At 69.4% G+C, this 23858-nt stretch carries 19 protein-coding genes and 1 pseudogene; 9 read left to right on the top strand and 11 right to left on the bottom strand.

All coding sequences use genetic code 11. The annotated features are described in order from the left end of the window. Window positions 1-312: 312 nt before the first annotated feature. The gene (locus YWW_RS0124950; protein WP_026932215.1) at window positions 313-1191 is read right to left on the bottom strand and encodes an SDR family NAD(P)-dependent oxidoreductase; all 879 of its coding nucleotides are present in this window, start codon (window positions 1189-1191) and stop codon (window positions 313-315) included. Between the two features lie 81 nt (window positions 1192-1272). Between YWW_RS0124950 and YWW_RS37895 the strand changes: the two genes are divergently transcribed. Together YWW_RS37895 and YWW_RS37085 are read left to right on the top strand one after the other, a co-directional pair. Next, entirely contained in the window at window positions 1273-1701 is a 429-nt protein-coding gene (locus YWW_RS37895; RefSeq protein WP_026932214.1) for a winged helix-turn-helix transcriptional regulator, read from the top strand. 68 nt (window positions 1702-1769) lie between these two features. Beyond that, entirely contained in the window at window positions 1770-2522 is a 753-nt protein-coding gene (locus tag YWW_RS37085) for a GNAT family N-acetyltransferase (protein ID WP_211228689.1), read from the top strand. 214 nt (window positions 2523-2736) lie between these two features. Here YWW_RS37085 and YWW_RS32930 read toward each other — a convergent pair whose 3' ends face one another. Further along, the gene (locus YWW_RS32930) at window positions 2737-3945 is read right to left on the bottom strand and encodes an ROK family transcriptional regulator (RefSeq protein ID WP_155830399.1); all 1209 of its coding nucleotides are present in this window, start codon (window positions 3943-3945) and stop codon (window positions 2737-2739) included. A 296-nt stretch (window positions 3946-4241) separates the two neighbouring features. Here YWW_RS32930 and YWW_RS32925 point away from each other — a divergent pair, with 296 nt between their 5' ends. Then, window positions 4242-6722, top strand: coding sequence for a glycosyl hydrolase (locus tag YWW_RS32925; RefSeq protein WP_051326285.1), 2481 nt, complete (start codon window positions 4242-4244; stop codon window positions 6720-6722). On the opposite strand, the gene YWW_RS0124920 is transcribed toward YWW_RS32925, so the two are convergent. Continuing rightward, complete coding sequence (locus tag YWW_RS0124920) at window positions 6704-6916, bottom strand: alpha/beta hydrolase family protein (RefSeq protein ID WP_026932213.1); 213 nt, start codon at window positions 6914-6916, stop codon at window positions 6704-6706. The genes YWW_RS32925 and YWW_RS0124920 overlap by 19 nt on opposite strands. A gap of 198 nt (window positions 6917-7114) precedes the next feature. On the opposite strand from YWW_RS0124920, the gene YWW_RS0124915 reads away from it, so the two are divergent. From YWW_RS0124915 to YWW_RS0124905, 3 genes are read left to right on the top strand one after another with little or no spacing between them, the layout of a single operon-like run. Then, on the top strand, window positions 7115-8302 hold the full coding sequence (locus YWW_RS0124915; RefSeq protein WP_026932212.1) for an NAD(P)/FAD-dependent oxidoreductase: 1188 nt from the start codon (window positions 7115-7117) through the stop codon (window positions 8300-8302). Window positions 8303-8312: 10 nt separating this feature from the next. After that, window positions 8313-9248: a sigma-70 family RNA polymerase sigma factor gene (locus YWW_RS0124910; protein ID WP_026932211.1), complete on the top strand. Its 936-nt coding sequence runs from the start codon at window positions 8313-8315 to the stop codon at window positions 9246-9248. A 49-nt stretch (window positions 9249-9297) separates the two neighbouring features. Next, window positions 9298-9996, top strand: coding sequence for an NAD(P)-dependent oxidoreductase (locus YWW_RS0124905; protein WP_026932210.1), 699 nt, complete (start codon window positions 9298-9300; stop codon window positions 9994-9996). A gap of 275 nt (window positions 9997-10271) precedes the next feature. On the opposite strand, the gene YWW_RS32920 is transcribed toward YWW_RS0124905, so the two are convergent. From YWW_RS32920 to YWW_RS0124885, 3 genes are all read right to left on the bottom strand, one after another. Then, window positions 10272-11621: a carboxylesterase family protein gene (locus YWW_RS32920; RefSeq protein ID WP_081687763.1), complete on the bottom strand. Its 1350-nt coding sequence runs from the start codon at window positions 11619-11621 to the stop codon at window positions 10272-10274. Between the two features lie 235 nt (window positions 11622-11856). After that, window positions 11857-12627 carry an ABC transporter ATP-binding protein gene (locus YWW_RS0124890; protein ID WP_035696809.1) on the bottom strand — a complete coding sequence of 257 codons (771 nt, stop codon included), beginning with the start codon at window positions 12625-12627 and terminating at the stop codon, window positions 11857-11859. Window positions 12628-12641: 14 nt separating this feature from the next. Beyond that, window positions 12642-15044, bottom strand: a complete 2403-nt coding sequence (locus tag YWW_RS0124885; protein ID WP_026932208.1) for an ABC transporter permease — start codon at window positions 15042-15044, stop codon at window positions 12642-12644. Between the two features lie 315 nt (window positions 15045-15359). On the opposite strand from YWW_RS0124885, the gene YWW_RS0124880 reads away from it, so the two are divergent. After that, the gene (locus YWW_RS0124880; RefSeq protein ID WP_026932207.1) at window positions 15360-16349 is read left to right on the top strand and encodes an aldo/keto reductase; all 990 of its coding nucleotides are present in this window, start codon (window positions 15360-15362) and stop codon (window positions 16347-16349) included. A gap of 216 nt (window positions 16350-16565) precedes the next feature. Here the strand turns inward: YWW_RS0124880 and YWW_RS0124875 are convergent, their stop codons facing one another. Then, the gene (locus YWW_RS0124875) at window positions 16566-17411 is read right to left on the bottom strand and encodes an NAD(P)H-binding protein (protein ID WP_026932206.1); all 846 of its coding nucleotides are present in this window, start codon (window positions 17409-17411) and stop codon (window positions 16566-16568) included. Between the two features lie 80 nt (window positions 17412-17491). Between YWW_RS0124875 and YWW_RS0124870 the strand changes: the two genes are divergently transcribed. After that, window positions 17492-18433 carry an AraC family transcriptional regulator gene (locus tag YWW_RS0124870; protein WP_026932205.1) on the top strand — a complete coding sequence of 314 codons (942 nt, stop codon included), beginning with the start codon at window positions 17492-17494 and terminating at the stop codon, window positions 18431-18433. A 160-nt stretch (window positions 18434-18593) separates the two neighbouring features. On the opposite strand, the gene YWW_RS0124865 is transcribed toward YWW_RS0124870, so the two are convergent. The 3 genes from YWW_RS0124865 to YWW_RS0124855 all read right to left on the bottom strand — a co-directional run bounded on the left by YWW_RS0124865 (window position 18594) and on the right by YWW_RS0124855 (window position 21405). Then, entirely contained in the window at window positions 18594-19133 is a 540-nt protein-coding gene (locus YWW_RS0124865; RefSeq protein ID WP_035696867.1) for a GNAT family N-acetyltransferase, read from the bottom strand. A gap of 246 nt (window positions 19134-19379) precedes the next feature. Beyond that, window positions 19380-19976 carry a TetR/AcrR family transcriptional regulator gene (locus YWW_RS32915; RefSeq protein WP_051326283.1) on the bottom strand — a complete coding sequence of 199 codons (597 nt, stop codon included), beginning with the start codon at window positions 19974-19976 and terminating at the stop codon, window positions 19380-19382. Then, on the bottom strand, window positions 19963-21405 hold the full coding sequence (locus YWW_RS0124855; protein WP_026932203.1) for an FAD-dependent oxidoreductase: 1443 nt from the start codon (window positions 21403-21405) through the stop codon (window positions 19963-19965). The genes YWW_RS32915 and YWW_RS0124855 overlap by 14 nt, the downstream gene beginning before the upstream one ends. Window positions 21406-21994: 589 nt before the next feature. Between YWW_RS0124855 and YWW_RS32910 the strand changes: the two genes are divergently transcribed. Further along, window positions 21995-23257 (top strand): CE1 family esterase, encoded by a 1263-nt coding sequence (locus YWW_RS32910; RefSeq protein ID WP_035696811.1) that lies wholly within the window; start codon window positions 21995-21997, stop codon window positions 23255-23257. Window positions 23258-23325: 68 nt separating this feature from the next. On the opposite strand, the pseudogene YWW_RS0124840 reads toward YWW_RS32910, so the two are convergent. Next, window positions 23326-23771, bottom strand: a pseudogene (locus tag YWW_RS0124840) (MFS transporter); the annotation flags it as partial. Between the last annotated feature and the right edge of the window lie 87 nt (window positions 23772-23858).

Genomic DNA, 23858 nt, shown 5'->3' with positions numbered 1-23858 from the left:
CTGCCGAAGGCCGACCGCGCACTACAGACCGTGGTCAAGCTCCAGATGTTCCGCCGTCACTCGGAAGCGGCTTTTGCATAGACTTCTTGGTCGACATGCCGCTGGGCGAGGGTGACCGCCTGACCGTGGTCGACCGCCGAGAGCAGGTGCACCCGCGTTCCCCTGGTGGTCTTCGATCCGCGCAGGTCAGGGAGATCATCCAGGGCAAGCGGTCCCAGCTGTTCGAACAGATCGGCGATGACAGGCGATATCGGCGCAGGCGCGATTCTCCTTGTCGATCGACGTGTTTCGGGATCGCGGCGTCATGGGCTGTTATTCGATTGCGGATCCAGACGGAAGCGCGGCGAGGAGCGCCTGCGTCGTTTCGGCGAGTCGTTCGGCACCAGCCGGATCGAGTGTCTTCAGCGTGAGCGGCAGCGAGGTGTCGCGGTCGATCGCGGTGAGCGGGGTCGAGGGCGGGTTGTCGATGAACCCGTGGACGGGTGCGATGGATTGCTCGACCGTGCGCGCGGCGAACGTGGCAGCGACGCGGATGAAGAGGCGCGCCGCGGCGGGCAAGGGACCGAGGTCGCCGCTCTTGGTGAACCCGGGGTGGTACAGGACGTATCGGACGGGGTTCTTCGGCTGGGCGGCGTAGGCGACGCCAAGGAGGTCATTGGCGCGGCCGGCCTGGAGCTGGGCGGTGATCGTGCTGTACTTGCGCTCGAGCTGGAGGTCATCCCAGTGGACGCTGCCTTTGTCCATGCCGACACCGGCGACGTTGACGATCACGCCGGCCGCGCTTCGGCGCAGCAGTGGAGCGAGTTCATGGCTGAGCAGGTAGCGGCTGAGGTAGTACAGGGCGAAGGTCCGTTCGAGCCCTTCGGGGGTCAGCGTGCGCTTCGGCGACTGCCGGTTCGCGAAGAGGCACAACGCATCGACGACCTGGTGGCGGGCGGCGATATCGCGAATCGCCCGCCGGGTGGCTTCGACGCCGGACAGGTCGACCTGGATGAAGTCGACACGGTCGGCGGCGCCGATCCGGTCGGCATCGGCGATGAGTTGGCGCCCTTTGGCGGGATTGCTGCCGAGCGCGATGACGTGGTCGCCGCGTTCGGCGCGCGCGAGGCCCAGAGCGCGTCCCATCCCATCGGTCCCCCCGCTGATGACGATGACGCGGGGGCTGTGCGGGTTCGGTTGCGGAGCAGTCATGTATCGATTCCTCAGGTAGTTACTTCCAGTAAGCACTACCATCATCAGTAACCAGCCGCGGTCGCACAAGGAGGCAGTTTGATGTCCGGTACGCACACGGATGTGCCCTCAATGGTCAGCGCCTCCCTGCCCGATCCGGTGCCGGTCGAGGAATACGAGCAGTGTCCGGTCACCGACGTACTCCGGCGGGTCGGCGACAAGTGGTCGATCCTGGTGGTCGTACTGCTCGGGAAACGCCCGTACCGGTTCAACGAGCTCCACCGCGGGATCGAGACCATCAGCCAACGCATGCTGACCCGCACGCTCCGCGGACTGGAGCACGACGGACTGGTCCATCGCGAGGTCTTCCCCACCAACCCGCCCAGCGTCGAGTACCGCCTCACCCCACTCGGGCGGACCCTGCTCGTACCGCTCTCGGCCCTCGCCGATTGGGCTGTGGAACACGGGCCCGACATCGCGGCCGCGCGATCAGCGCATGCCCCGCACACGGGCATGACATCGCAGGGTTAAAAGCCGTCCCGCAATCGTTGCCGGGTGGCCCGTTGCGATACTGCCCCGGGGGCTGGCAGGCTCGCGTGATGGATCAGCGACGGGGGAACCGGTCGGACGGTTCTGGGACGGTGGAGCACGCGGAGGTGACGCTGTCCCTGGTGGTTCGCGACTTGTCCATGGACGACCTGAACGATTGCGGGTGGGCGGGCGGTCCCTCGCATCTGGCAGCGGTGGCCGGCGAACTGGAGCGAGCCGAGGCCGGCGAGGTCGACTATCTGGCGATCGGCGCCCCATCGGGAGCCCCGGTCGCGATCGGCGGGGTCGACTTCACTCCGTTCGCCGACGCGGGCTATCTGTGGCAACTGGCCGTCCATCCGATCCTGCGGCGTTGCGGCCTCGGGACCCTGCTGGTCGGCGCACTGGAAGACCGCATCCGCTCTCGTGGGCGCTCCCGAGCCGAGTTGCGCTACGAGGAACACGAGACAGGGAACCGCGCCTTCTACGAACGGCTCGGCTACACCGCTTACGGAACCGTTCCCGACGGCTGGGACCAGCAGCGTCCAGACGGTGAGACCGACTCGCCGGACTTCTCCCAGCGCGCCATCGACTGGTGGAACGCCGGCGGCATCCCCATGATCGGCTACCACATCGGCGCGGACACCTACGCCGGCGACGGCAACTACGACCCGCTGACGTCGATGTACAACGAGATGCGCGGCATCGTCGGCGACACCATGCCGATCGCGCTGCACGAGAACGGGCCCATCCCCGACCCCGACCGGCTGCGATCCACCGGCACCGGCTGGGTGCTCTTCAACACTGGCACGGCGACCACCTGACCGTCAGCAACTCCGTTTCACACCTGCGGCACGTCTACGGCAGCGACTACGTCATCACCCGCGACGAAGTCCCCGACCTCGGATGACACCGACGGCCGGCCACGGCTGACGATGTCGGCCCGCCTGAATCGAGCGGTGGCCGGGAGGATTTCGCTCCCGGCCACCGGCTCTGTCGCGGTTTCGGTGGCACACGAGGTGCGGCGGGGCGCGCGCTTCAAGTGGCGGGCGTCGGGAATTCGCCAGGGGATTCCAGGAGGTCGCGGAGGACCACCATGGCGGCGCCTACGGCAGGGGCGTCGGCGGGATTCTCGGCGAGTCGCACTTGGACGCTGTGAACGTGGCGCATGAAGACCGATTCGTCGAGGTCTTCCTGGAGCGCGTCGAGGTATACGTCCCCGAACTCCGCGAAGGCGGCGCCCGCCAAGACCACCCTTCCCACGTCGAAGAGGTTCACCAGCGTGATCGTGGCGATTGCGAGGTGCTGCTTCGAGGTGTCGATCAGAACCTCGGCTTCCGCATCGCCGGAGGCGGCGGCTCTGCCGATCGCGAGGAAGTCGGTCAATGTGTCCTTGCCCAAGCCGAGACGGGAGATCAGGGATCGGTTCCTCATGGCCTGACCCGTCACACCCGCGGGGCCCGAGATCATGTCGAGGCAGCCCCGGTTGCCGCAGGCGCATCTCGGGCCGCGCGCTTCGACGGAGATGTGTCCCAGTTCGACGCCGTTCGAGGTCGCGCCGCGGTAGGGGTGGCCGTCGATGATCACGCCCGCGCCGATGCCGCCCGACATGAAGACCACCGCGAAGTTCGATGCCGCGTCCGCCTTGGCCTGGACGCCGATGCCCGCGGCGGTCGCGTCGTTCTCCAGTGCCACGGGCAGGCCCGTCGCTTCCTGGAGCCTCGCGGCCAGCGGGAACTCCCGCCAGTCCGGCGACGGCTGGGGGGTCAGCAGGACCCCTTTCCCCCGGTCTTGGGGCCCGTGCGTCGCCAGACCTATGCCCAGGACCTTCTCGCGGGGAATCGATGCGGCGTCGAGCATCGTGTCCACCGCCCCGGCGTACTCGAGGAGGACCTCCTCCGGATGGCGGTCTCCCGCTCCGGGGAGGTCGCGCCGGACCACTGTCGCGCCCGCCAGGTCGATCACCACCCCGACCGCCGTATACCGGTCGAACTGGATGCCGACCTGGTAGCTCGCCTCCGGCACCAGCTCCACGAGTCGACGCGGCATGCCATTGCTCGAACGCGCCTTGCCCACCTCGTGGACGAAGCCCATCGCCATCAGCTTGCGCACCGCGTGCGTCATCGTCGCCTGCGTCATGCCCGTCGCCTCCGCCAGTTCGACGCGGCTGACCGTCCTCCGCTCGCGGATGAGGTCCAGCACCGCGGCAACCGTCGGCATCCGGGTGTCTGCGCCGAACGATCGCAATGCGGCCTCCTCACGGCGCGTTTCACGGGCAAGTGTCGGTGCGGATCACCTTACTGGAACCGGCCTACCTGTCCGAGCGCCGAGGACTCCCGCGTCCTTCGGCCGTCGTCGACGGCCTGGGCGATGGTTCGCGGTCGCTGTTGCATCAGAAGCTTGACACGTTAAATTTAGTGGCTTAATAATAAGAGGACGCCCAAGCGAGCGCCACCCCTCCGGCTCCGCAGGCGAAGCCGCCTCGGACGTGAAAGGACGACGATGTCACACACAACGACGAGCAGGTCTTCGGAGGTTCGACGATGAACTCGAATCCGACCTCGCCGCGGCTGCGCCGCGGACTCCTCGCCGCAGCGACGGCCCTGGCCGTCGGCGGCCTCTCGGCCTTCGCCGGTGCGCTTCCGGCGCAGGCCGACCCGGTCCCGATCGACCCGCAGGTGGACCTGGCCGATCCGGACGCGACCCCCGAGACGCGCTCACTGTTCGCGTACCTGCGGGACATCGACGACCAAGGTGTCCTGTTCGGACATCAGGAGGACCTGTACTTCGGCGAGTCGTTCGACGAGCAGGACGGCACGTCCTCGGACGTCCTGACGGCCACCGGCGACCACCCGGCCGTGATCGGCTTCGACACGCTCGAGACGGCCGGAATGTCGACCGCCGAGCGCGAGGCGAACGCACTCAAGCTGGCCGAGAACATCCGCCAGGCGCACGACGTCGGGGCGATCCCCACCATGACCGTCCACATGGAGAACTGGGCGACCGGCGGCGACTTCTACGACACCGGCGGCGACGCCCTGCGCGCCGTGCTGCCGGGCGGCGAGCACCACGACGACCTGCGCGCCTACCTCGACCGCTTCGCCATGACCGCGACGAACGCGATCGATGCCGAAGGCAGGCCGATCCCGATCATCTTCCGCCCGTGGCACGAGAACGCCGGCTCGTGGTTCTGGTGGGGCGCGGCCTTCGGAAACCCCGGCGAGTACGCCGAGCTCTTCCGCTTCACCGTGGAGTACCTGCGGGACGTCAAAGGCGTGCACAACCTGCTCTACGCCTTCTCGCCCGGCGGCGGATTCGGCGGTGACGCCGAGCAGTACCTGCGCACCTACCCCGGCGACGAGTTCGTCGACGTGCTCGGCTACGACACCTATGACGGCACCGGTGCGTCCCAGACGTTCCTCGACGGGATCGTGGCCGACCTCGGCATGATGGGCGAGCTCGCCGAGGAGCGCGGCAAGATCAGCGCGTTCACCGAGTTCGGCATCAGCGGCGGCGTGCAACCGGACGGGGCGAACGCGAACCCGAACTGGTACACCGACGTGCTGGAGGCGATCGAGGCCGACCCGTCGGCCTCCCGCACGGCCTACATGCTGACCTGGGCGAACTACGGCGGCGACACGACCCCGTACACGCCGGTCGACGGCGAGATGCTGCCGGACTTCCAGGCCTACCACCAGGACCCGTACACCTACTTCGCCGACGAGCTCGAAGGCGTCCACGACGCCGCGACCGAGCCGGTCCCGTCCGCCGCGGCCCACCTGGCGAGCCCGGCCGACGGCTCGCGCGTGGCGACCGGCCCGGTGGACCTGCGCGCGTCGGTGACCGGCTACGACGCCGACAGCGTCACGGTCAGCGTCGACGGCGGCCCGACGGTCGAACTGTCCGCCCCGGGCGACGGCGACATGTGGTGGACCGGTGAATGGGACGTCCCGGAGGCCGAACTGGACAACTCGACGCGAGGGCTCACGCTGCACGTCTACTCCGGCGGCACCGAGGTCCGGACCGTCGCATCGTCGATCGTGCTCGGCCCCGAGCCCGTGCTGCCGCCTGGCGCGGTCGACGACTTCGAGGGCTACGGCGACCAGGCGGCGCTGCGCAACTCCTGGGTGCCGCAGAACGCCAACACGATCGAGCTGCTGCGCTCGGCCGACGGCGACGCCGTCGGCGGCGGCGAGAAGGCCCTGCGCATGGCGTACTCGTTCGCCGCCCAGTCCTATACGGGCGTGGGGCGCCAGGTCTCGGGCGACTGGTCGTCGTTCGAGGACTTCGAGGTCTGGATCGACCCCGACGCCTCGGGCAACACGATGGTGCTCCAGTTGGTCGCCGACGGTGTCGCGTTCGAGGCGTACCCGTCGCTGGAGGCGGACGAACCGTACCTGGCGACGATCCCGTTCGCGGACTGGCGCCCCGCGCCGTGGGACACCGGCAACGCCGACCGGCGACTCGACGCCGAGACCCTGAGCCGGGTCACGCAGTTCAGCGTCTTCGTCAACGCGGTCGAGGGCGGCGCGCTCGAAGGGGCGGTGGCGGTCGACGAACTGCGCGCCGTGCCCGGAACGCCGCCGCCTCCGGCCTACCCGGACGTGAACGGCGAACACCCCGACTACGAGGCGATCCAATGGCTCCACGACGAGGTGATCGACCTGTCCGGTGCCGGCGGCCACTTCCAGCCGCGCCGCACGGTGACCCACGCCGACTTGGAGCAGGTGCTCGAGGCGTACCGCCCCGGCAGCGTGCCGGAGCCCGACGATGCGAACGGGGCGACGCACAGGGACGAAGCGGCAGTGGCGCTCTGGCAGCTCGCGGGCTCGCCCGAGCCCACCGAGCCGCCTGACTTCGCCGACGTCGATCCTTCGGACCCGGCGGCCGACGCGATCGCCTGGGCCGTGGAGTCCGGCGTCATCGACCCTGCCGGCGCTGAGCGTTTCGGCGCCGAGCGCCCGGTCAAGCGCGCCGATCTCGCCCGCTGGCTCCACCGCTCGGATCAGCTGCTCGTCCAGTAGCGGCCGATCCGATCAGCGAGGCCGGGATCCGTCCCGGCCCCGCTGATCGGTTCTCGGACGCGGTCGAAGAAGGTCTTCAGTCGGGCGATCTGCTCCCGGTCCTCGGGCGCGTTCCCGCCGAACCTGCCGTGAGAAGCGCCTTCCCAGACGTGCGGTTCGGCCCGCACACCGCCGGCGAGCATGCGGCGACGCATAGGTGTTTCCGCAGGTAGATCAGGGTAAACGCCGTGGTCTTCCAAACCGATGATGCGAGTTCGATTCGCGTGCGGCTCGCGTTGCGGCGATTGGCACCGGCCGTCGGGTCGATCTCGGCACGGGTCCCGGAGCGGTTCTGTCATGGATTTGAGCGCTGTCTCGTTAAAGGGGCAGACGAATCAGACAGGAGCAACACCATGAAGCACCGGATCCTCGTCCTCGGCGCCGGGTACGCAGGGGCATTCTCGGCCGGATACTTGGCCCGTCAGCTCCGTTCCGACGAAGTTGAGATCACCGTCGTGAACGCTGAAGCCGATTTCGTCGAGCGGTTGCGCAATCATCAGCTCGCCGCCGGGCAGGAACTTCCGCACCGGCCGTTGTCGAAGGTCTTCGCGGGCACCGGCATCCGGATACGGCTCGCGCGAGTGACCGGCGTCGACCCTGATCGGCGGATCGTGCACGTCGAAGGCGACCAAGGCAGCGACCGGCTCCAGTACGACACCTTGCTCTACGCGCTCGGCAGCACCGTCGCCGACCACGGTGTCCCGGGGGTGAACGAGCACGCCTTCCACGTCGCCGGGCGGCCGGCGGCATTGCGGCTTCGGCGGCGCTTGGACGAGCTGGGCGGGCACGGGAAGGTGGTGGTAGTCGGCGGCAACCTGACCGCGATCGAGACCGCCACTGAACTCGCCGAATCCCGGCCCGGGTTCCAGATCACCCTCGCCACCAGTGGCGAGCTGGGCGGATGGCTGGGCTCCAAGGCCCGCCGCCACCTGCTGCGGGCGTTCGATCGGTTCGGCATCGCGATCCGCGAGCACACCACCGTCGACCGCGTCGAGGCGGCGGGGGTCGTCTCGGGCGGCACCGACATCGCCTCTGACGCGACCGTGTGGACCGCCGGTTTCGCCGTTCACCCCATCGCCGCCGCCAGCGGTCTCGCCGTCGCGGCGACCGGACAGATCGCGGTTGATCGCCAGATGCGGTCACTCTCGCACCCCGACGTCTTCGTCGCAGGCGACTGCGCCTACGCCATCGCCGAGAACGGCCGGCCGCTGCCGATGTCCTGCGCTTCGGCGGGACCTACGAGCAAGCGGGCGATCGCCGCGATCATCGAGGATCTGACCGGTCGCAAGGCCCCGATCGTCAAGCTGTCCTATATCGGCAACCACATCAGCCTCGGACGCGACGACGCGATCTTCCAACTGGTCGACGGCGACGCGCGATCGAGGACCGGGGCATTGCTCGGGCGCAAGGCCGCCCGTGTCAAGGGCGCCGTTCTCAAAGGCGCCGCATGGGGAGCGGCCCACCCGACCTTCGGCATGCCCACCCGCAAGTACCGCTTGGCCGCCGAGGTCGACCGCGCGACGAACACGCTCGCCGCCTAGGGCAGTGCCCATGGACGCTGCCACCGTGGAGTGCTTCGAGGCCAACCGGAACCGGTTGGCCTCGCTCGCGTACCGACTGCTCGGCTCGGCCGCCGACGCCGAAGACGTCGTGCAGGACGCCTTCGTGCGCTGGCAGGCCGCCGACGCCGAGCGCATTCCGGTGCCCGAGGCGTGGCTGACCAAGACGGTCACCAATCTCTCGCTCGACCGGCTCCGCTCGGCGCGGGCCAGGCGCGAGCGCTCGGTCGGCATCTGGATGCCCGAGCCGCTGCTCGATGGCGATCCGATGCTGGGCCCGGCCGACACCGCCGAGCAGCGCGAGTCGGTGAGCTTGGCGGTGCTGATGCTCCTGGAGCGCCTAGCGCCGATCGAGCGGGCCGTCTACGTCCTGCGCGAGGCGTTCTCCCACCGCCACGCCGAGATCGCCGAAATCCTCGACATCAGTGTCTCGGCCAGCCAGCAGCACGCCCACCGGGCGCGAAGCCGTGTCAGGGTCGCGCGCAACGTCCACACGGCCGACCGTGCCGCCGCCCGGCGCATCGCCGAAGCGTTCGTCGACGCTGCGGCCTCGGGCCGCACCGAACGGCTGGTGGCGTTGCTGACCGATGACACGACCGCGGTCTTCGACGGGCTGGGCTTGACCGAGCACCTGCTGAGCTACACGGTCCCCGAACAGATCGCCGCGGTGGTGCGGGCCGCCTTCAGGCCGACTCCGGCGAAGCGGAGACTGGCCGGCGGCCGCCCCGCGATCCACGCCGACATGGTCAACGGCCTTCCCGCGGTCCTGGCGACGCTCGGCGACAAGGTGGTGGGCCTGGCGGTCTTGGAGACTCGCGGCGACAAGATCGCGAGCGTGGTGAGCATTGCCGACACCGACCGGCTCGGACGTCTCACCGAGCGGTGGCGACGGGTCGAGCACGCAGACCCCCTCATCGAATCGTGGTGACCGTCAGCCGGTCAGGTCACCCGGACATGGTCTAGGAAGGACGAACATCATGCGCATCGCGATCTTCGGAGCCAATGGCCCGACCGGCCGCCTGCTCACTCGTCAGGCGATCGACGCCGGTCATCACGTCACCGCCGCCACCCGGAACCCGGACTCGTTTCCGCTGCGACATGGCCGACTCGACGTGATCGGCGCGGACGTGCTCGACCAGGACGCGGTCGACGCCGTCGTGGCGAGAGGGGACGCCGTCCTGTCGGCACTCGGGGTGCCGGCCGGGAAGGAACCGATCACCACCTATTCACGCGGGACAGCCAACATCGCGGCCGCGATGCACCGACACCGCCTGCGCCGCATCGCGGTGATCAGTTCGACCGGGGTCGAACCGCAGCCGTACGCCGATGCCGGCTTCTTGTTCAACCGGCTGCTGCTGCCATATGTCACCAACGTCCTGGGCAAGTCGCTGTACGACGACATGCGGCGGATGGAGGCACTGCTGCGCGATGACGATCTGGACTGGACCATCGTGCGGCCCAGTGGGCTCTACCACCTGCCGTCGGTCACCGACTACACGCTCGTCGAAGGCCGCGCCGACGGTCGCTACACCGCGCGCGTCGATCTGGCGGCGGGCATGCTGTCGCTGCTGGACGACGACCGCTATGTCCGCAAGACCGTCGGCGTCATCACCACGGCCGACAACCCCACACTCCCGCAGTGGATCCGCCGCGAGGCCCTCGCCAAGCGCGAGTGATCATTACGGGCTGTCACGGCCCGGTCGTCCAGGTTCATCGGCCTCAGGAGGGATTCCAGGAAGTCGGTTCCCGCGAGCGTCGGCCCCCGATGACCTGAGGCGCTTGGGGGGCGGGATGGGCGTTCGGCTGGACTGCGACGGAGGCAGGCGTGGTCCTGGCCGTCCGTATCGGTCTCCGACGCGCGTCTCGAGCCCCGGCCGAGCGCCGGAAGTGGGGCCGGTGCCTCCCGGAACAATCAGGCGAACTCGACCACACCAGGTCCATGTCAGGCCCATCAGGGCGACGGAAAGGCGATCGTGTCGTTCTTCTGCAAGTCCGGCACCGAGCCGGTGCGGGCGAATTCGGCCCAGACACCACGGACGAGGCGGCCGCGGCGGTCCATGTCGGACCAATCCGCAGACCCCAGGAGCGCAGCGCCTTCCCATGACTCGCGGGTGCCGAGCAGGAGCGGCAGATCGGTGAGGTGCGCGGCCCCGAAGCCGTTGCCGTCCGGTCGCCACATCATGCGGTACCGATGCGCACGACCACCCCAGGACCGGTGCCGGTCGGCGAACTGCCGGGCGGGCGTGTCGTACATGGATCGAGTGAGCGACGCGGTCAGCAGCCGCCGCGTGGCACGGCCGAGCGCCGGCGCCCGGAACACGCGGTGCAGGGCCGGAACGAGGGCCGCGATTATTCCGGTCTCGTCCAGCGTGCAGCCGATCAGGACATCGATGCGTCGGGCCGCCTCTCGCCACGCCGCATCCAGATCGGCCTCGCCCGGGACCGGCGGGAATCCGTGCTGCACACCGAACGGCATCCTGGCCGCCTTCCCGAAGCGCCGGGCCGCATGCTCGGCCACCGGCTGCATCGCGAGGACCTCCTCGACCGGGGCGTCCCGCGGCGGCGTGCCGACCGCCGCGATCATCGCCTCGGTCATGGCGGCTCGACTCGCAGTGACGCCCAAGGGGGCGCTTTGCAGGATCACTCTCCCGAACAGGTCCTCGGCGCCGTCGCTGATCATCAGATGAGCGATGGCATCCGCGCCTGAGGATTGGCCGAACACCGTGACCGCATCGGGATCGCCGCCGAACGCGGCGATGTTGTCCCGTACCCAACGCAATGCGATCAGCTGGTCGAGCAAGCCGAGGTTCGCCGGCACGTCGGCGCCGTCGCCGAGAAAGCCGAGCATCCCGAGCCGGAAGGTGACCGCGACGACGACCACCCGCTGTTCGACCACCAGAGCGCGCGGATCGTACTGGGCGAGATCGCCGGCACCGGCGACGTTGCCGCCGCCGTGGATCCAGACCATCACCGGCAGCCGCTCGTCGTCGCCGAGGTCGGCCGGAGCGGTGACCGACAACCGTTGACAGTGCTCATCCGTGCCCAGGTCGTCGCCGCTGATCAACCGATCGAACAGTTTCGGCGGCAGCTGCGGCGCGGCCAGGGCCCGATGGAATGCTTCGACCGGCGCTTCGTATCGCTTGATCGGGACGGGAGGGGCGAACCGTGTCGCCTCCGCGTAGGGGATGCCGAGCGCCCGGACCACATCGCCATCGACACGGCCGACAACGACTCCCGTATCCAAGGCGAAGCGCCGCTCGACCGGACCGGCTCCTGAACCGGGACCATCGGAATGCGACATGCGGCCAGTGTAGGAGCCCCGGGCCGACGCCGGATCCTCGGCGATCGTCGCGACCTCGCCGGCTCGGGTCCCCGACCGGCGCCGCATCCGCACTGCGGTCGTGCTGCGGATTCGGCGCTTGAATTTCGATCGGCACTCGCACCTCGCCGCCGTCCTGCGGGGGCGGGGCCGTGCGGCCCCGCCCCGGTTGCCCAGGCGCTCTGCGGCCTCGGTCGCTGATCGTTTCCGAGGGTGTTCAGAATCCTTTGTCGCTCAGCCAGGCGAACAGGTCGTCTTCCCGTTGTTTCGCTTGGTCTTCGGTCCACGGGCCCTGTTCGCGGGTGTCGATGAGGAGGCCGTCGCGGAGGTAGACCACGCGGTCGGCTCTAGCGGCGCAGGCGGGGTCGTGGGTGACCATGACGATGGTGGTGCCGTCGCCGTGGACGTCGGTGAGGGCGTTCATGACCTCGGTGGACATGCTGCTGTTGAGGGCGCCGGTGGGCTCGTCGGCGAACAGCACGGCAGGCTCGCCCGCGAGCGCCCGGCAGATCGAGGCCCGCTGGAGCTGCCCGCCGGAGACCTGGGTGACGCCGTGGCGCTTCACGTGGTCGATGCCGAACCGCTCCATGAGGGCGTCGACGCGCTTGATCACGCCGTCCTTGTCCTCGGGCGCGGCCTTGAGCGCCGGCAGCAGGATGTTGTCCTGGAGGTTGAGGTTGCTCAGGAAGTACGCCTGCTGGAAGATGAAGCCCATGCGAGTGAGCCGGACCCGGCTCATCTCGGCGTCGTCGAGGGAGGTGAGCTCTCGGCCTTCCAGCAGGACGTTGCCGCTCGTGGGTCGGTCCATGCCGCTGATGCTGTACAGCAGTGTGGATTTCCCCGATCCGGAGGCGCCCATGACGACGAGGAACTCGCCGGTCCGCACGGCGAGGTCGATGCCGTGCAGGACCTGGCTGGGCGGGTCGGTCGAGAAGTAGGTCTTGCTGAGGTCCGTGCATTCCAGGGTGATGCGGTGGTCGTTCGACATGATCGGTCCTTCTTTCATCCTCTGAGCCATGAGCTCTTGTCGGCGCCGCGGAGGCGCGAAGTCAGGAAAACGGCGCCGAGGTATCCGGCACTGATGAGCAGCAGCGGGTAGGCGAGGTAGACGAGCCACGGGTTCGGAAGGAACTGGAAGTCGACGATGCCCAGCCCCGCCAAGGAGAGGAAGGACCCGGCGATGCTCTCGCCACCGGTGGTCGCGAACACCGTGCCCAGGACGGTGCCGACGACGACGGCGAGGAGGGTCTTGCCCCGCGCCTGCGCGATGATCTCGTTCGTGGAGAAGCCGACGGCGGAGAGCATGCCCATCTTCTGCCGGTCACTGGCGAGCCGCAGCTTCAGGAACAGGCTCGTGATGACCAGCGCCACGCCGAGCGCGAACGCGAAGGTCAGCGCGGCGGCACTGCGGACCGCGCCGGTGATGTACGAGAGCGTCTGCTCCATGAACTCGCGCATCGGGGTCACCTTGGCAGAGGGGAACGCGTCGGCGTACTCCGAGACGAGTTCGGCGGTGTCGGCGCCCTCGGCGGTGTCGGCGAAGACGGTGTAGCTCGCCGCGCCGGCGTCGACCTCGCCCTGCATCTTGGCCGAGAGGCCGCCGCCGGTGATGTCCTGGTAGACGCCGCTGACGGTGAGATTCGACGATTCTCCGTCGAGGCGGACGAGGAGCTCGTCCCCGGTCGCCAGGCCGTACTTCTCGGCGTTCATCGCCGAAAGGGCGATCTCACCGGGCTCGGGCGGGCCGCCTTCGATGAAGGGCATGGCGGAGTCGGAGTAGTCGCCCACCTCGACGCGCAGGACCTCCCAGCCCTCCTCGCCCTCGGTCTCGTACAGGAGGTTGGCGAAGGCCCGCACGTTGTCCAACCGCTCGTCGGACGACATCGCCGCGAGGAGGTCTCCGCGTACGGCGTCGACGTCCTCGGAGAGCTCCAGGTCGGCGCGCAGGTCGCTCTCGGGCGAGCCCATATAGGTGATGAACTCGGGGTCGGAGAAGGTGCTGAGGAGGTTCATCGGGAGTGTCATGAGCACCGCGGCGAGGAACATGACGATCGGGATGAGCACCCACTGTCGCGCCTCGGCCCGCAGGTCGAGCAGGGCGAGCCGCCGGTTGAGGCTCGTACCGCCGAACCTGGTGAGACTGGTGCGCCGCACCCGCTTCGCCTCGCGCTTGGCGCGGCGCGCGGTCTGGCGGTCGTCGAGGGTGCTGCCGTGGACGAGGGCGTTGACGACCTCGATCTTGCGGACCTTGCCGAAGATCCTGCGGCAGATGGCAACGACGAACACGTAGACCAGCGCCAACGCGGCGACGGGCACGAGCACGGTGAGGAGGCCGACGTCGGCTTCGCCGTAGTTGGCCTGGACGGTGCGGGTGAGCACCTGCACGGCCGCGATCGCCAGGGCGCCGCCGACGGCGCACGCGATGAGGGTCATCACCCGGTACTTCGCCAGGTACAGGCCGCGGATGGTGCGGTCCGGCAGGCCGATCGCCTTCATCGCACCGATCTGACGGACCTCGTCCTCGAGTGTCCCGCGGATGACGAAGCGGGCGTTGAGGAGCGCGATGGCGACGAGCAGCAGGCCGGCGAACATGAGCGCTGCGGCCACGAGTCCGTTGCTGATGGCGTTGATGATGAGCAACAGGTCGTAGGTGACGGACTCCCCGTTCTTGGGCAGGGCCTCGTCGGATTCGTACGCGGACTGGAGGGCCTGGGCCAGGGAGGTGTCGGTCAGCCGGTACTCCACGATGATCTCGGGGATGGCGCCCCCGGCCGCGGACATCGCCGCGAAGTCGTCCTCGGAGATGAGGAAGCGGGTCGACTGCGACAGCGAGGAGGCCATCTGCGAGTCGCGCACGAAGCCGGCGACGCGCAGCTCATGGAGGCCCTCGGCGGTCCGCACGCGAAGCAGGTCGCCGGCCTCGAGCTCGAACTGCTGCTCGTAGGCCACCGGCACGTAGACCTCGCCGGCGCCGGGTTCGGGGATGGCGCCGTTCTGGTCGATGAGGAAGTCGAATTCCGAGTTCTGGGTGACGAACAGGTTGTCGATGAGGCTCTCGGAGAGGTCGCCGCCTTCGCCGGTGGAGGGGCGCTCCCAGCTGATCGCGGCGCTGTCGTAGCCGAGCATGTCCTCGATCAGCCACTCGTCGACCTCGGGGTGCTCGGACGCGAAGCGCTCGAGTTCGGCCGGGTCGTACTCCCCCTTGTGCATCTGGAGGAAGTGCGGAGGCGCGGCCTCGTCGAAGAACTCGCTCATCGAGCTGAGGGTGCGTTCGATGAGCATGGCGCCGGTGGCCATCAGGAAGGCGCTGAGCACCAGGATCACGATCAGCGCCAGGTTGACGCCCTTGTTCCGGGTGAGGTCGTTATAGGAGTATCGGAAACGAATGGAGTCCCTTTTGGTCACTTAAAGCTCCGAAGTCATGGGATCTGCAAGGACATCCACGTCAGGTCAAGGGGTGGATGATGTCTCCGACGCTACGGCCCGCCGAACGCGCCATCATCGGTTCACCGCATGAACCTGAGCAAGCCGAGAGGTACCCGAGTACTACTACCGAGGGCGCCGAAGCAAATGAGGCGTCGCCTTGTGCACTGCTGCGCCATCGGCCCGTTCGGGACTCGCCTTGTCGTGCCCGGGTGCGACACCTTCCGGCCCTCGCAACGAAGAAATCCTGAAACAGGATTTGACCTGGAGTGCGCTCCAGGTTCTAGCGTCGAGGGCATGATGAGACGAACACTCGGAAGAAGCGGCATCGAAGTCAGCGGGATCGGCATGGGCTGCTGGGCCATCGGCGGCCCGTTCTTCACCACGGACGGGACCGCCCTCGGCTGGGGCGAGGTGGACGATGACGAGTCGGTCCGCGCCGTCCACCGCGCTCTGGACCTCGGCGTCACCTTCTTCGACACCGCCGACCTCTACGGCGCCGGACACAGCGAGCGCGTCCTGTCCAGGGCCCTGGAGGGCCGTCGGGACCAGGTCGTCATCGCGACCAAGTGGGGCAACCGGTTCGATGAGGACACCAAAGTCTTCACCGGGCCCGGGCACGGACCCCGATACCTCCGCGACGCGGTCGAGGCGTCCCTGCGCCGACTCGGCACCGACTACATCGACCTCTACCAGTTCCACCTCAACGACCACCCGGTCGACAGCGCCGCCGAGCAGCTCGAGGCGCTCGAGTCCCTGGTCGAAGCGGGAAAGATCCGCGCCTACGGGTGGAGCACCGACTTCCCCGACCGCGCCGAGGCATGGGGGGCAGGCGGCGAGCACTGCACCGCCGTCCAGCACGACTTCTCGGTCATGAAGGGCGGCAAGACCGACGTCGTCGAGGTCTGCGAGCGGCTGAACCTGGCCTGCATCAACCGCGGCCCGCTGGCGATGGGCCTGCTCACCGGCAAGTACACCGCCGAGACCAAGGTCGGCCCCGACGACATCCGCGGCAGCGGCGGGGAGAAGACCCTGTTCGAGGACGGCCGGCCCGTCCCCGAGTACCTGGCCCGGCTGGAGGCCGTCCGCGACGTCCTCACCAGCGAAGGCCGCACTCTCGCCCAGGGCGCGCTCGGGTGGCTGTGGGCGGTCAGCGACGCCACCGTCCCGATCCCCGGCTGCCGCACCGCCGCCCAGGTCGAGGAGAACGCGGGGGCCCTCGAGAAGGGGCCGCTCACCGCCGCCCAGGTCGAGGAGGTCGCGAAGCTCCTGGCGGCCGCATCCTGACGATCGCGATGTCGCGGAAGCGCGCGGCGCCGCTCGCGAAGCGGAGCCGCGCGCCTTGCAACGGGCCTCGATGACCGGCGCCGCCGTACTCGATGAGCACGGCGGCGCCGCCTACCGGTTCCACCCGGCCTGGGGCCTACCCGCGGAGCCGCCCTCGCCGACGGGTTCCGCCGGCCCGATCGCGACCGCTGGCGCCGGTCGGCTGCGGCGCGGCGGTCAGGCCGACCAGGCGCCCGCGGCGGCGGTGGACTCGGCGAATTCGGCGAAGCTCCGTGGCGGGCGGGCGAGGGCGCGCTGCACACCGTCGGAGACGTACGCGTCCCGGCCCTTCCTGAGCGGCTCGACGACATCCGCGAAGGCTGCGGCGTCCGTCGGCGAGAGCCCCTGCCGCACGAGTTCGGCGACATAGTCCTCGACGGAGAGGGGCACATAGCGGACTTCGCGGCCGGCGGCCTCGGAGATCGTGGCGGCCGCCTCGGCCAAGGTCACCGCCCGGGGCCCGGACAGCTCGTAGGTCTGGCCGGCATGGCCGTCCTTGGTCAGTGCGGCGACCACCACCGCGGCGATGTCCTCGGCATCGACGAAACTGGCGGCCCCGTCCCCGGCGGGCAGGCGCAACTCACCGGCGCGGACGGCATCGGCGAAGAAACCCTCGCTGAAGTTCTGCGCGAACCACCCCGGCCTGCTGATCGTCCACTCCAGACCGCTCTCCCGCACGGCGGCCTCGCTGTCGAGGAGTCCCTCCAGCGTGCCGCCGCTGTCGTTCGCATAACCGGGGTCGTCGATCCCACGACCCGAGGCCAGCACGATCCGCCGCACCCCATGCGTCACCGCCCGCTCGACGAAGGGCCGCACGAGCTTCGTGCCGTCCAACTGCACGATATAGACCGACCGCGCCCCTTCCAGGGCGGCATCCCAGGTGCCGCTGTCGGTCCAGTCGAAACGGTGCTCGCCGTTGCGGGCGGCGGCGCGGACCGGCAGTCGCTCGGCCCGCAGTCGGTTGACGACGCGGCGGCCGGACTTGCCGGTCGCGCCGATGACAAGAATCGCTTGCTCAGGCATGACCCCATTCAACCGGCGACGGCTGGGACGATCCATGTCCGGAAGAGGCCAGTCGATGTCTGGGCGTCTACACTCTGGGCATGGACGCCGTGTCGGAGCTGTTGGCGGAGGTACGAGCGCGGGGCGCGGTCTTCCGGCAGGCGGTCATGCGACCGCCTTGGGCCCTTCGCATGGCCGGCGGCGCCCCGCTGACGCTGGCCATGATGCTGCGCGGCCGGGCATGGATCGTTCCCGACCGGCACGAGCCGGTGCCCGTCGGCGTCGGCGACATCGCCCTCGTTCGCGGAGCGGCGCCCTACACAGTGGCCGATGACCCTGCGACCGCGCCCACGGTGGTGGTGACCAGCGCCGACTACTGCCCAGGGGCCGAGGGCATCGAGAGCGCCTCTGGGCCCGTCCGGACCTGCGGCATGCCGACCGACGACGCCGCCGTGCTGGTCAGCGGGGCCTTCGAACGCAGAGGAGAGCTCAGCGAACGGCTACTGCAAGCCCTGCCGCCCGTGCTGGTCGTGCCGGCCGAGGGCGGCCCTTATCCGTCGGTGGAGGCGGTGGTCGAGGAGGTCGCCGCCGACCGACCGGGACAGCAGTTGGTACTGGACCGGCTGCTGGATCTGATGCTGGTCTCCGTCCTGCGCAGTTGGTTCGATGACCCGGAGGCCGGGGCCCCTGGCTGGTGCCGGGCACTGGAGGACCCGGTCGTGGGGCCCGTGCTGCGGCTGCTGCACGAGGCGCCCGCTCACCCGTGGACCGTGGCGGACCTGGCGGGCAAGGCGGGAGTGTCGCGGTCGGCGCTCGCCCGCCGGTTCACCGCGCTGGTCGGCGAACCGCCGATCGCCTACCTCACAGGGTGGCGGATCGCCCTCGCAGCGGACCTGCTGCAGAAGACCGACCACACCGTGGACGCGATCGCCAGGAAGGTGGGCTACGCCAATGCCTTCGCGCTGAGCGTGGCGTTCAAACGGCTCCGCGGCACTCGGCCCAGTGACCACCGGAGCCCTGAAGCGGCGTGGCGGGCCGGCTGACCCTCGCCCGACCGCCGATTCGCAGGCGCGCTCCGAGCGTGCCAAGCCCGCGGCCGCTTCCGAGCACCCCCGCACGACCGTTCGTCGCGGAACGCCAACGCCCCCGCACCATCACGGCCGCGTCGCGAGCGTCGACCGGGACATCGGCCGCCGAAGCCCGCTACGCGGCGGGCTGGTACCAGTGGGCGTCGGTCTTCGCGAGCGTCAGGACGCGGGTGACCGAGCCGTCTTCGTTGTCGTTGTCGCGCATGTGCTTGAAGCCGATTCTCGCCATGACGGCGAGCGACGCGGAGTTCTCGGACGCGACCGTGGCATGGACCTCCTCGAGCCCGAGCACATCGAACCCGTAGCCGGTGATCGTCTTCGCCAGCTCGGTGCCGAGCCCGCGGCCCCATGCTCGGTGCGCGAGCGCGTAGATCAGCTCGTGGCCGCCGGAGACCTCGGTCGGCTTGATCTCGGCGTGGCCGATGTGGGCCCCCTGCTCGCGGACGGCCCACACGTCGAACGCGCCCTTGTCGTAGACGTTCGTGAAGACCCGCCAGAACAGGGCCCGCACCTGCTCCTCGGGTTCGGGCCCGTCGCCCATGTAGCGCGAGACGCGCTCGTCCATGAACAGGCCGACGAAGTCCTCCTCGTCGGCGTGGACATACCGCTCCAAGACGAGCCGCTCGCTGCGCAGTGTCGGTGATGCAGGCGTCATGGTCGCGAAGTCTGTCACGCCCCGCGAACGGCGGCAAGCGATTTTCGGCACTCCCGTGTCCGCTACAGGGCTGTGCCGCCCAGCCCGCGGAAAGGCGCGGACCTCCGAAGCGGTGTATGCGCGCCATCGAGCCCGGGCCGGATCCCGTGACGGCCCGCAATAGTCGGCTCTTGTCCCCGGCGGCGCACCGAAGGGCGCCTGTCGATGTGAGGCTTCAACCGAGGTACTGCGATCACCGTCGAACAGTCACTCGGCAGGCACCGCGGACTTCTGGTGCAGCCGCCGGCTCAGCAGGGCCCGGACCGCGGTTCGCACTGCCGCCTTCGGGTCCTTGTCCTCCGTGCCGGTGGTGAGCGTGGTGAACACGATGCCCAGGACGCTCATCTCCAACTGCATGGCGTCCGCTTCGTCTAGGCCCAGCCCCGCGGCCCGGCATTGGCGCAGCAGGAGGTCTCGCCGGTCGTTGAGCGAGGCGGTCAAGGTCTCGCGCAGCCGCGGGTTGCGAGTGCCTTCCAGGTGGAGCTCGAAGAGGGCGAGGGCATCGCGGGCGTCCTCGCTGACCATCAAGGTCAGGATGGCGACCAGGGCGGCTTCGAGGTGATCGGGGTCGAGGGGGCGGACGTTGAATGCCTGTACGCGGTCGTTGATGCGAGCGGTGATCCGTTCGACGACTCCGCTCACGAGGGCTTCACGGGTCCGGAAGTACCGGGAGGTGGTCCCGTTCGGCACGGCCGCGGTTGCGTCGACGGCCCGATGCGTGAGTCCGTGGGAGCCTCGCTCGGCGAGGACGGTGATGGCGGCGTCGGCGAGGTGGCCGCGCCGCTGCGCGTTAGGCGGGGGCATGATCGGATCGCCTTCCCGTGTCGGTTGGTGTCGCCTGGCCGCACCATTGGATCAGAGCCCCCTGAACGCCCGCGTTGCTCCCCGCCCAGGCGATGTATCCGTCGGGGCGGACGAGCACCGCTTCCGGGCCGAGGCCGTCTTGCGGCCGGGCGGTCTCGACGCGCTCCCTCCAGGCCTCGGCGGGGTCGGCCGCGTCGGTGAGGAGCACGAATCGTCCGCTGCGCAGCACTTCGTAGAGGCGGCCGCGATCGGTCCGCCGGTCGGTGGCGCGGCGGCCGATGAGCCGGTGCGCGCCGGGATCGTCTGGAGGGTAGCTGAATTCGAGCCCCGAGAGCGTCCCGATGACGCGCTTGCGCCCCGGGGCCGTGTGGAGCATCGCGGCCATGATCCGGCGGTTGAGGGCCAGGCGGAGTTTGGAGCCGGTGAGCGCGAGTCGGGTGAGGTGGTCGGTCATGGCGAGCACCGCGGCGCCGACGGGGTGGCGTTCGGCGTGGTAGGTGTCCAGCAGCCCGGCTCGGGCCCAGCCGTTGACGTCGGCGGCGAGTTTCCAGCCGAGGTTGAAGGCGTCTTGGATGCCGGTGTTCATGCCCTGCCCGCCGATCGGCGAGTTGACGTGCGCGGCGTCGCCGGCGAGGAACACTCGGCCGGAGCGGTAGGCGCGGGCCTGTCTGCGTTGGGCGAGGAATCGGGAGCACCAGCGGGGTTCGCTCATGTCGTAGTCGGTCCCTGCGATCAGATGGAAGGCGCGGCGGATCTGCGCGAAGTCGGTCCCGGTCTCCTCGGGGCGCAGCAGCCACGCGCCGACCCGGAACCAGCCGTCGCCGAACGGGAGGACCACGACCGCGCCCTCCGTCCCGACCTGCGAGATAGGCGAGTCGGCTCCCGAGGGCAGGCGCACGTCGGCGAGCAGCATCGGCATGTCGTAGCTCTCGCCGACGAACCCGACGTCGATCAGGTCCCGGACGGTGCTGTGGGCGCCGTCGGCGCCGACCACGTACTGGGTGACCAGTTCGGTGCCGTCGTCGAGGTGCAACCGCACTGACGACGCGTCCTGGGTCAGGTCGGTGACGGCCGCGCCCCGGCGGATCTGTACGCCGAGTTCGTTCGCACGCCGGGACAGCAGTTGCTCGGTCCCGCTCTGGGGGACGACGAGCAGCATCGGGTAGCGGGTGTCGAGTCGACCGAAGTCGACGGTCGAGGCGTAGGCGGGGTGGACGGTCCGCAGCGGGTTGCCTTGTTCAACGAGTTCGTCGGCCATGCCGCGGGCGTCGAGGAGTTCCAGTGCCCGGGCGTGCAGACCGAATGCCCGGGTGATGTTGGGTTCGGCGGCGCGTCGTTCGACGATGGTGCAGGACACGCCCGCGAGGGCCAGTTCGCATGCGGTCGCGAGCCCGGTGGGACCGGCTCCCACGATGGCGACGTCGGTCATGAGTCCTCCTTGTTCACTACGTTTATATCGCTACATTAGTAGCGAATGATGCTCTCGTCAACACGCCAGAGGGAGCGCGCCGAGATCTTCGCGCCGGCCCGCGGCCCGGACATGCCGCGAGCGCCGGCAATGGAGACGTTCGGCAGCGGCTCGATGCCGTCGGCGCCGAGCCGACCAGCGCATCCGGTGGCCCCATTCGAGCCGGGGCGCTGCCGCACCGCCCATGAGGCGCCCGATCTCGTTGCGGCTCGGCGCGATCGGGTCCGGGTGCGGACAGAGGAGGACTACGCGCGGGCCTCAGCGGGGCGACTTCAAGATCAGCGGCATCGCACCACTCCCATATGGACCGAATCCGATTCGGCCCCGGACGTTCCGCACCTGTTCCCGCACCGCTCGATCAGACCCCGCGAGCGCGCCTTCGTCGACTTGGAACAGACGCGGAGCCGAGCCTCCAGACAGCACAGAGCAAGAACATATAGACATTTATCGATAACTAGGCTACTTTAACTTTCGGGGCCTCTCACGAAAATTTCAGTCGCAGGGACGCGACCTTCACCCATCCCGCACACCATACGAAAGGCAACTCATCATGAAGCCCTTGCGAACAGGCGCGCAGCTCGCGCTGGTCGCGGCGGCCCTGGCGGCGGTCTTCGCCGCAGGCACACTGACCGCCACCGCCACCCCGCCGAGCTCCCCCGCGCAAGCGTCGGCGACTGCGGGGTGCGGTCAGGACCCCGCCCTGACCAGCGGCACCCACACCATCCAGAGCGGCGGCAAGAGTCGCAGCTTCATCCTCGACATACCCTCCGGCTACGACCGCGACCACCCCTACCGACTCGTCTTCGGCTTCCACTGGTGGGGCGGCACCGCTCAGGACGTCGCGACCGGACAAGCGGTGGAGGCCGGCGCCTACGCCTACTACGGGCTCAAGCGGCTCGCCGGCGACTCCACCATTTTCGTCGCCCCGCAGGGCCTGGACAACGCCTGGGCCAACAGCGGCGGCGAGGACATCGCGTTCGTCGACGACATGATCGCGCTCATCGAGGGCGACCTGTGCGTCGACACGACCCAGCTGTTCTCCTTGGGCTTCAGCTACGGCGGAGCCATGAGCTACTCGCTCGCCTGCTCCCGCCCCGACGTGTTCCGCGCCATCGCGCCCTACGGCTCGCCCGGGTTCGTCAGCGGATGCAGCGGCGGCACCGATCCCGTCGCGGTCTTCGCGGCGCACGGCACCACCGACAACTTCACCGACGGCATCTCCCAGCGCGACAGGTTCGTCGCCAACAACGGCTGCGCTCCGCAGAACACGCCCGAGCCTTCGCAGGGCAGCCGGACGCACATCACGACCGCGTTCGCGGGATGCTCGGCGGACCATCCGGTCGTATGGGCCTCGTTCGACGAGGGCCACATCCAGGCCCCGCGGGACGGGGCCGCGGGCGACGGCGCCGACTCGTGGCTCCCGGGCGAGACCTGGGCGTTCTTCGAGCAGTTCGAGTCCGACCCGCCCGACGAGACCACTCCCCCGGACGGGACCACCAGCCCGCCCCCGACCGGGTCCGGCTGCACGGCCGAGATCGACATCGTCAACGACTGGGGCTCCGGCTGGCAAGGCGACCTCCTCATCACCGCCGGAAGCAACGCCGTCAACGGTTGGACGCTCACCTGGACCTGGCCGGGCGGCCAGAGCATCGGCAGCCACTGGAACGCCGACGTCTCCACATCAGGATCGACCGTCACCGCCGCCGACCACGGCTGGAACGGAACCGTCCAAGCCGGACAGACCATCGCCGCCTGGGGATTCATCAGCACCGGTCCCGCCGCAACGCCGACGGTGACCTGCACCGCCGACTGAGGCACACCACGGGGCCGGGGCGCTTCGCGCCCCGGCCCCGTGGTCGAGCCGGCGGTGACCTCGCAGGTCAGTTCGCCGCCGGGCCGTTCGGCGACGGTGGCGGCGGTCGTGCCCGACAGCGGGACCGCCAGGGCTCGGCCTTCGCGGTCGGTCCGGCCAGCCCCGCGGCGGCGGTGAGGGCGACGGCCAGGAACCCCGCGTTCGACACCGCCGCGACCATACGGGTCGCCAACAGGAGGGCGAAGTCGTCGGTGACCGCTCCGAGGACATGCACGGCCGCGAACAGGGCCACGAAGGCGAGCAGGCTCGAACGCCGCGGCCAGGTGCGGGCGAGGGCGGCCATCAGCGGGGCGCCGACGACCATGCCGACCGCGAAGGCCGAGGTCAGCAGCCCAGCGGTCCCGAGTGCGACATCGAGAGCGGCGGCGAGGTCCGGCAGCAGGCCGGCGAGCATGCATTCCGAGGTGCCCATGGCGAACACGGCCATGGCGAGCAGGTAGACGGCGAGAGGCATGGAGTGACTCCAAGGTGATGAGCGATCGGATGGGATATCTCGTCACCACGGTCAGCCTCCCCGGACAGGGCGCTGTCAACCGCCGCC

Origin of the sequence: Glycomyces tenuis DSM 44171 (assembly GCF_000427885.1) — a bacterium.
Lineage (GTDB): Bacteria > Actinomycetota > Actinomycetes > Mycobacteriales > Micromonosporaceae > Glycomyces > Glycomyces tenuis.
This window is presented reverse-complemented; position numbering and strand designations above follow the sequence as displayed.

Coding starts and splice junctions, on each gene's coding strand:
- YWW_RS0124910 (WP_026932211.1), top strand. CDS start 8,313: ATGGACGCTGCCACCGTGGAGTGCTTCGAGGCCAACCGGAACCGGTTG.
- YWW_RS32915 (WP_051326283.1), bottom strand. CDS start 19,976: ATGCCCCCGCCTAACGCGCAGCGGCGCGGCCACCTCGCCGACGCCGCC.
- YWW_RS0124880 (WP_026932207.1), top strand. CDS start 15,360: ATGATGAGACGAACACTCGGAAGAAGCGGCATCGAAGTCAGCGGGATC.
- YWW_RS0124915 (WP_026932212.1), top strand. CDS start 7,115: ATGAAGCACCGGATCCTCGTCCTCGGCGCCGGGTACGCAGGGGCATTC.
- YWW_RS37895 (WP_026932214.1), top strand. CDS start 1,273: ATGTCCGGTACGCACACGGATGTGCCCTCAATGGTCAGCGCCTCCCTG.
- YWW_RS32920 (WP_081687763.1), bottom strand. CDS start 11,621: ATGTCGCATTCCGATGGTCCCGGTTCAGGAGCCGGTCCGGTCGAGCGG.
- YWW_RS0124865 (WP_035696867.1), bottom strand. CDS start 19,133: ATGACGCCTGCATCACCGACACTGCGCAGCGAGCGGCTCGTCTTGGAG.
- YWW_RS0124870 (WP_026932205.1), top strand. CDS start 17,492: ATGGACGCCGTGTCGGAGCTGTTGGCGGAGGTACGAGCGCGGGGCGCG.
- YWW_RS37085 (WP_211228689.1), top strand. CDS start 1,770: ATGGATCAGCGACGGGGGAACCGGTCGGACGGTTCTGGGACGGTGGAG.
- YWW_RS0124950 (WP_026932215.1), bottom strand. CDS start 1,191: ATGACTGCTCCGCAACCGAACCCGCACAGCCCCCGCGTCATCGTCATC.
- YWW_RS0124890 (WP_035696809.1), bottom strand. CDS start 12,627: ATGTCGAACGACCACCGCATCACCCTGGAATGCACGGACCTCAGCAAG.
- YWW_RS32925 (WP_051326285.1), top strand. CDS start 4,242: ATGAACTCGAATCCGACCTCGCCGCGGCTGCGCCGCGGACTCCTCGCC.
- YWW_RS0124905 (WP_026932210.1), top strand. CDS start 9,298: ATGCGCATCGCGATCTTCGGAGCCAATGGCCCGACCGGCCGCCTGCTC.
- YWW_RS32910 (WP_035696811.1), top strand. CDS start 21,995: ATGAAGCCCTTGCGAACAGGCGCGCAGCTCGCGCTGGTCGCGGCGGCC.
- YWW_RS0124875 (WP_026932206.1), bottom strand. CDS start 17,411: ATGCCTGAGCAAGCGATTCTTGTCATCGGCGCGACCGGCAAGTCCGGC.
- YWW_RS0124855 (WP_026932203.1), bottom strand. CDS start 21,405: ATGACCGACGTCGCCATCGTGGGAGCCGGTCCCACCGGGCTCGCGACC.
- YWW_RS0124920 (WP_026932213.1), bottom strand. CDS start 6,916: ATGCGTCGCCGCATGCTCGCCGGCGGTGTGCGGGCCGAACCGCACGTC.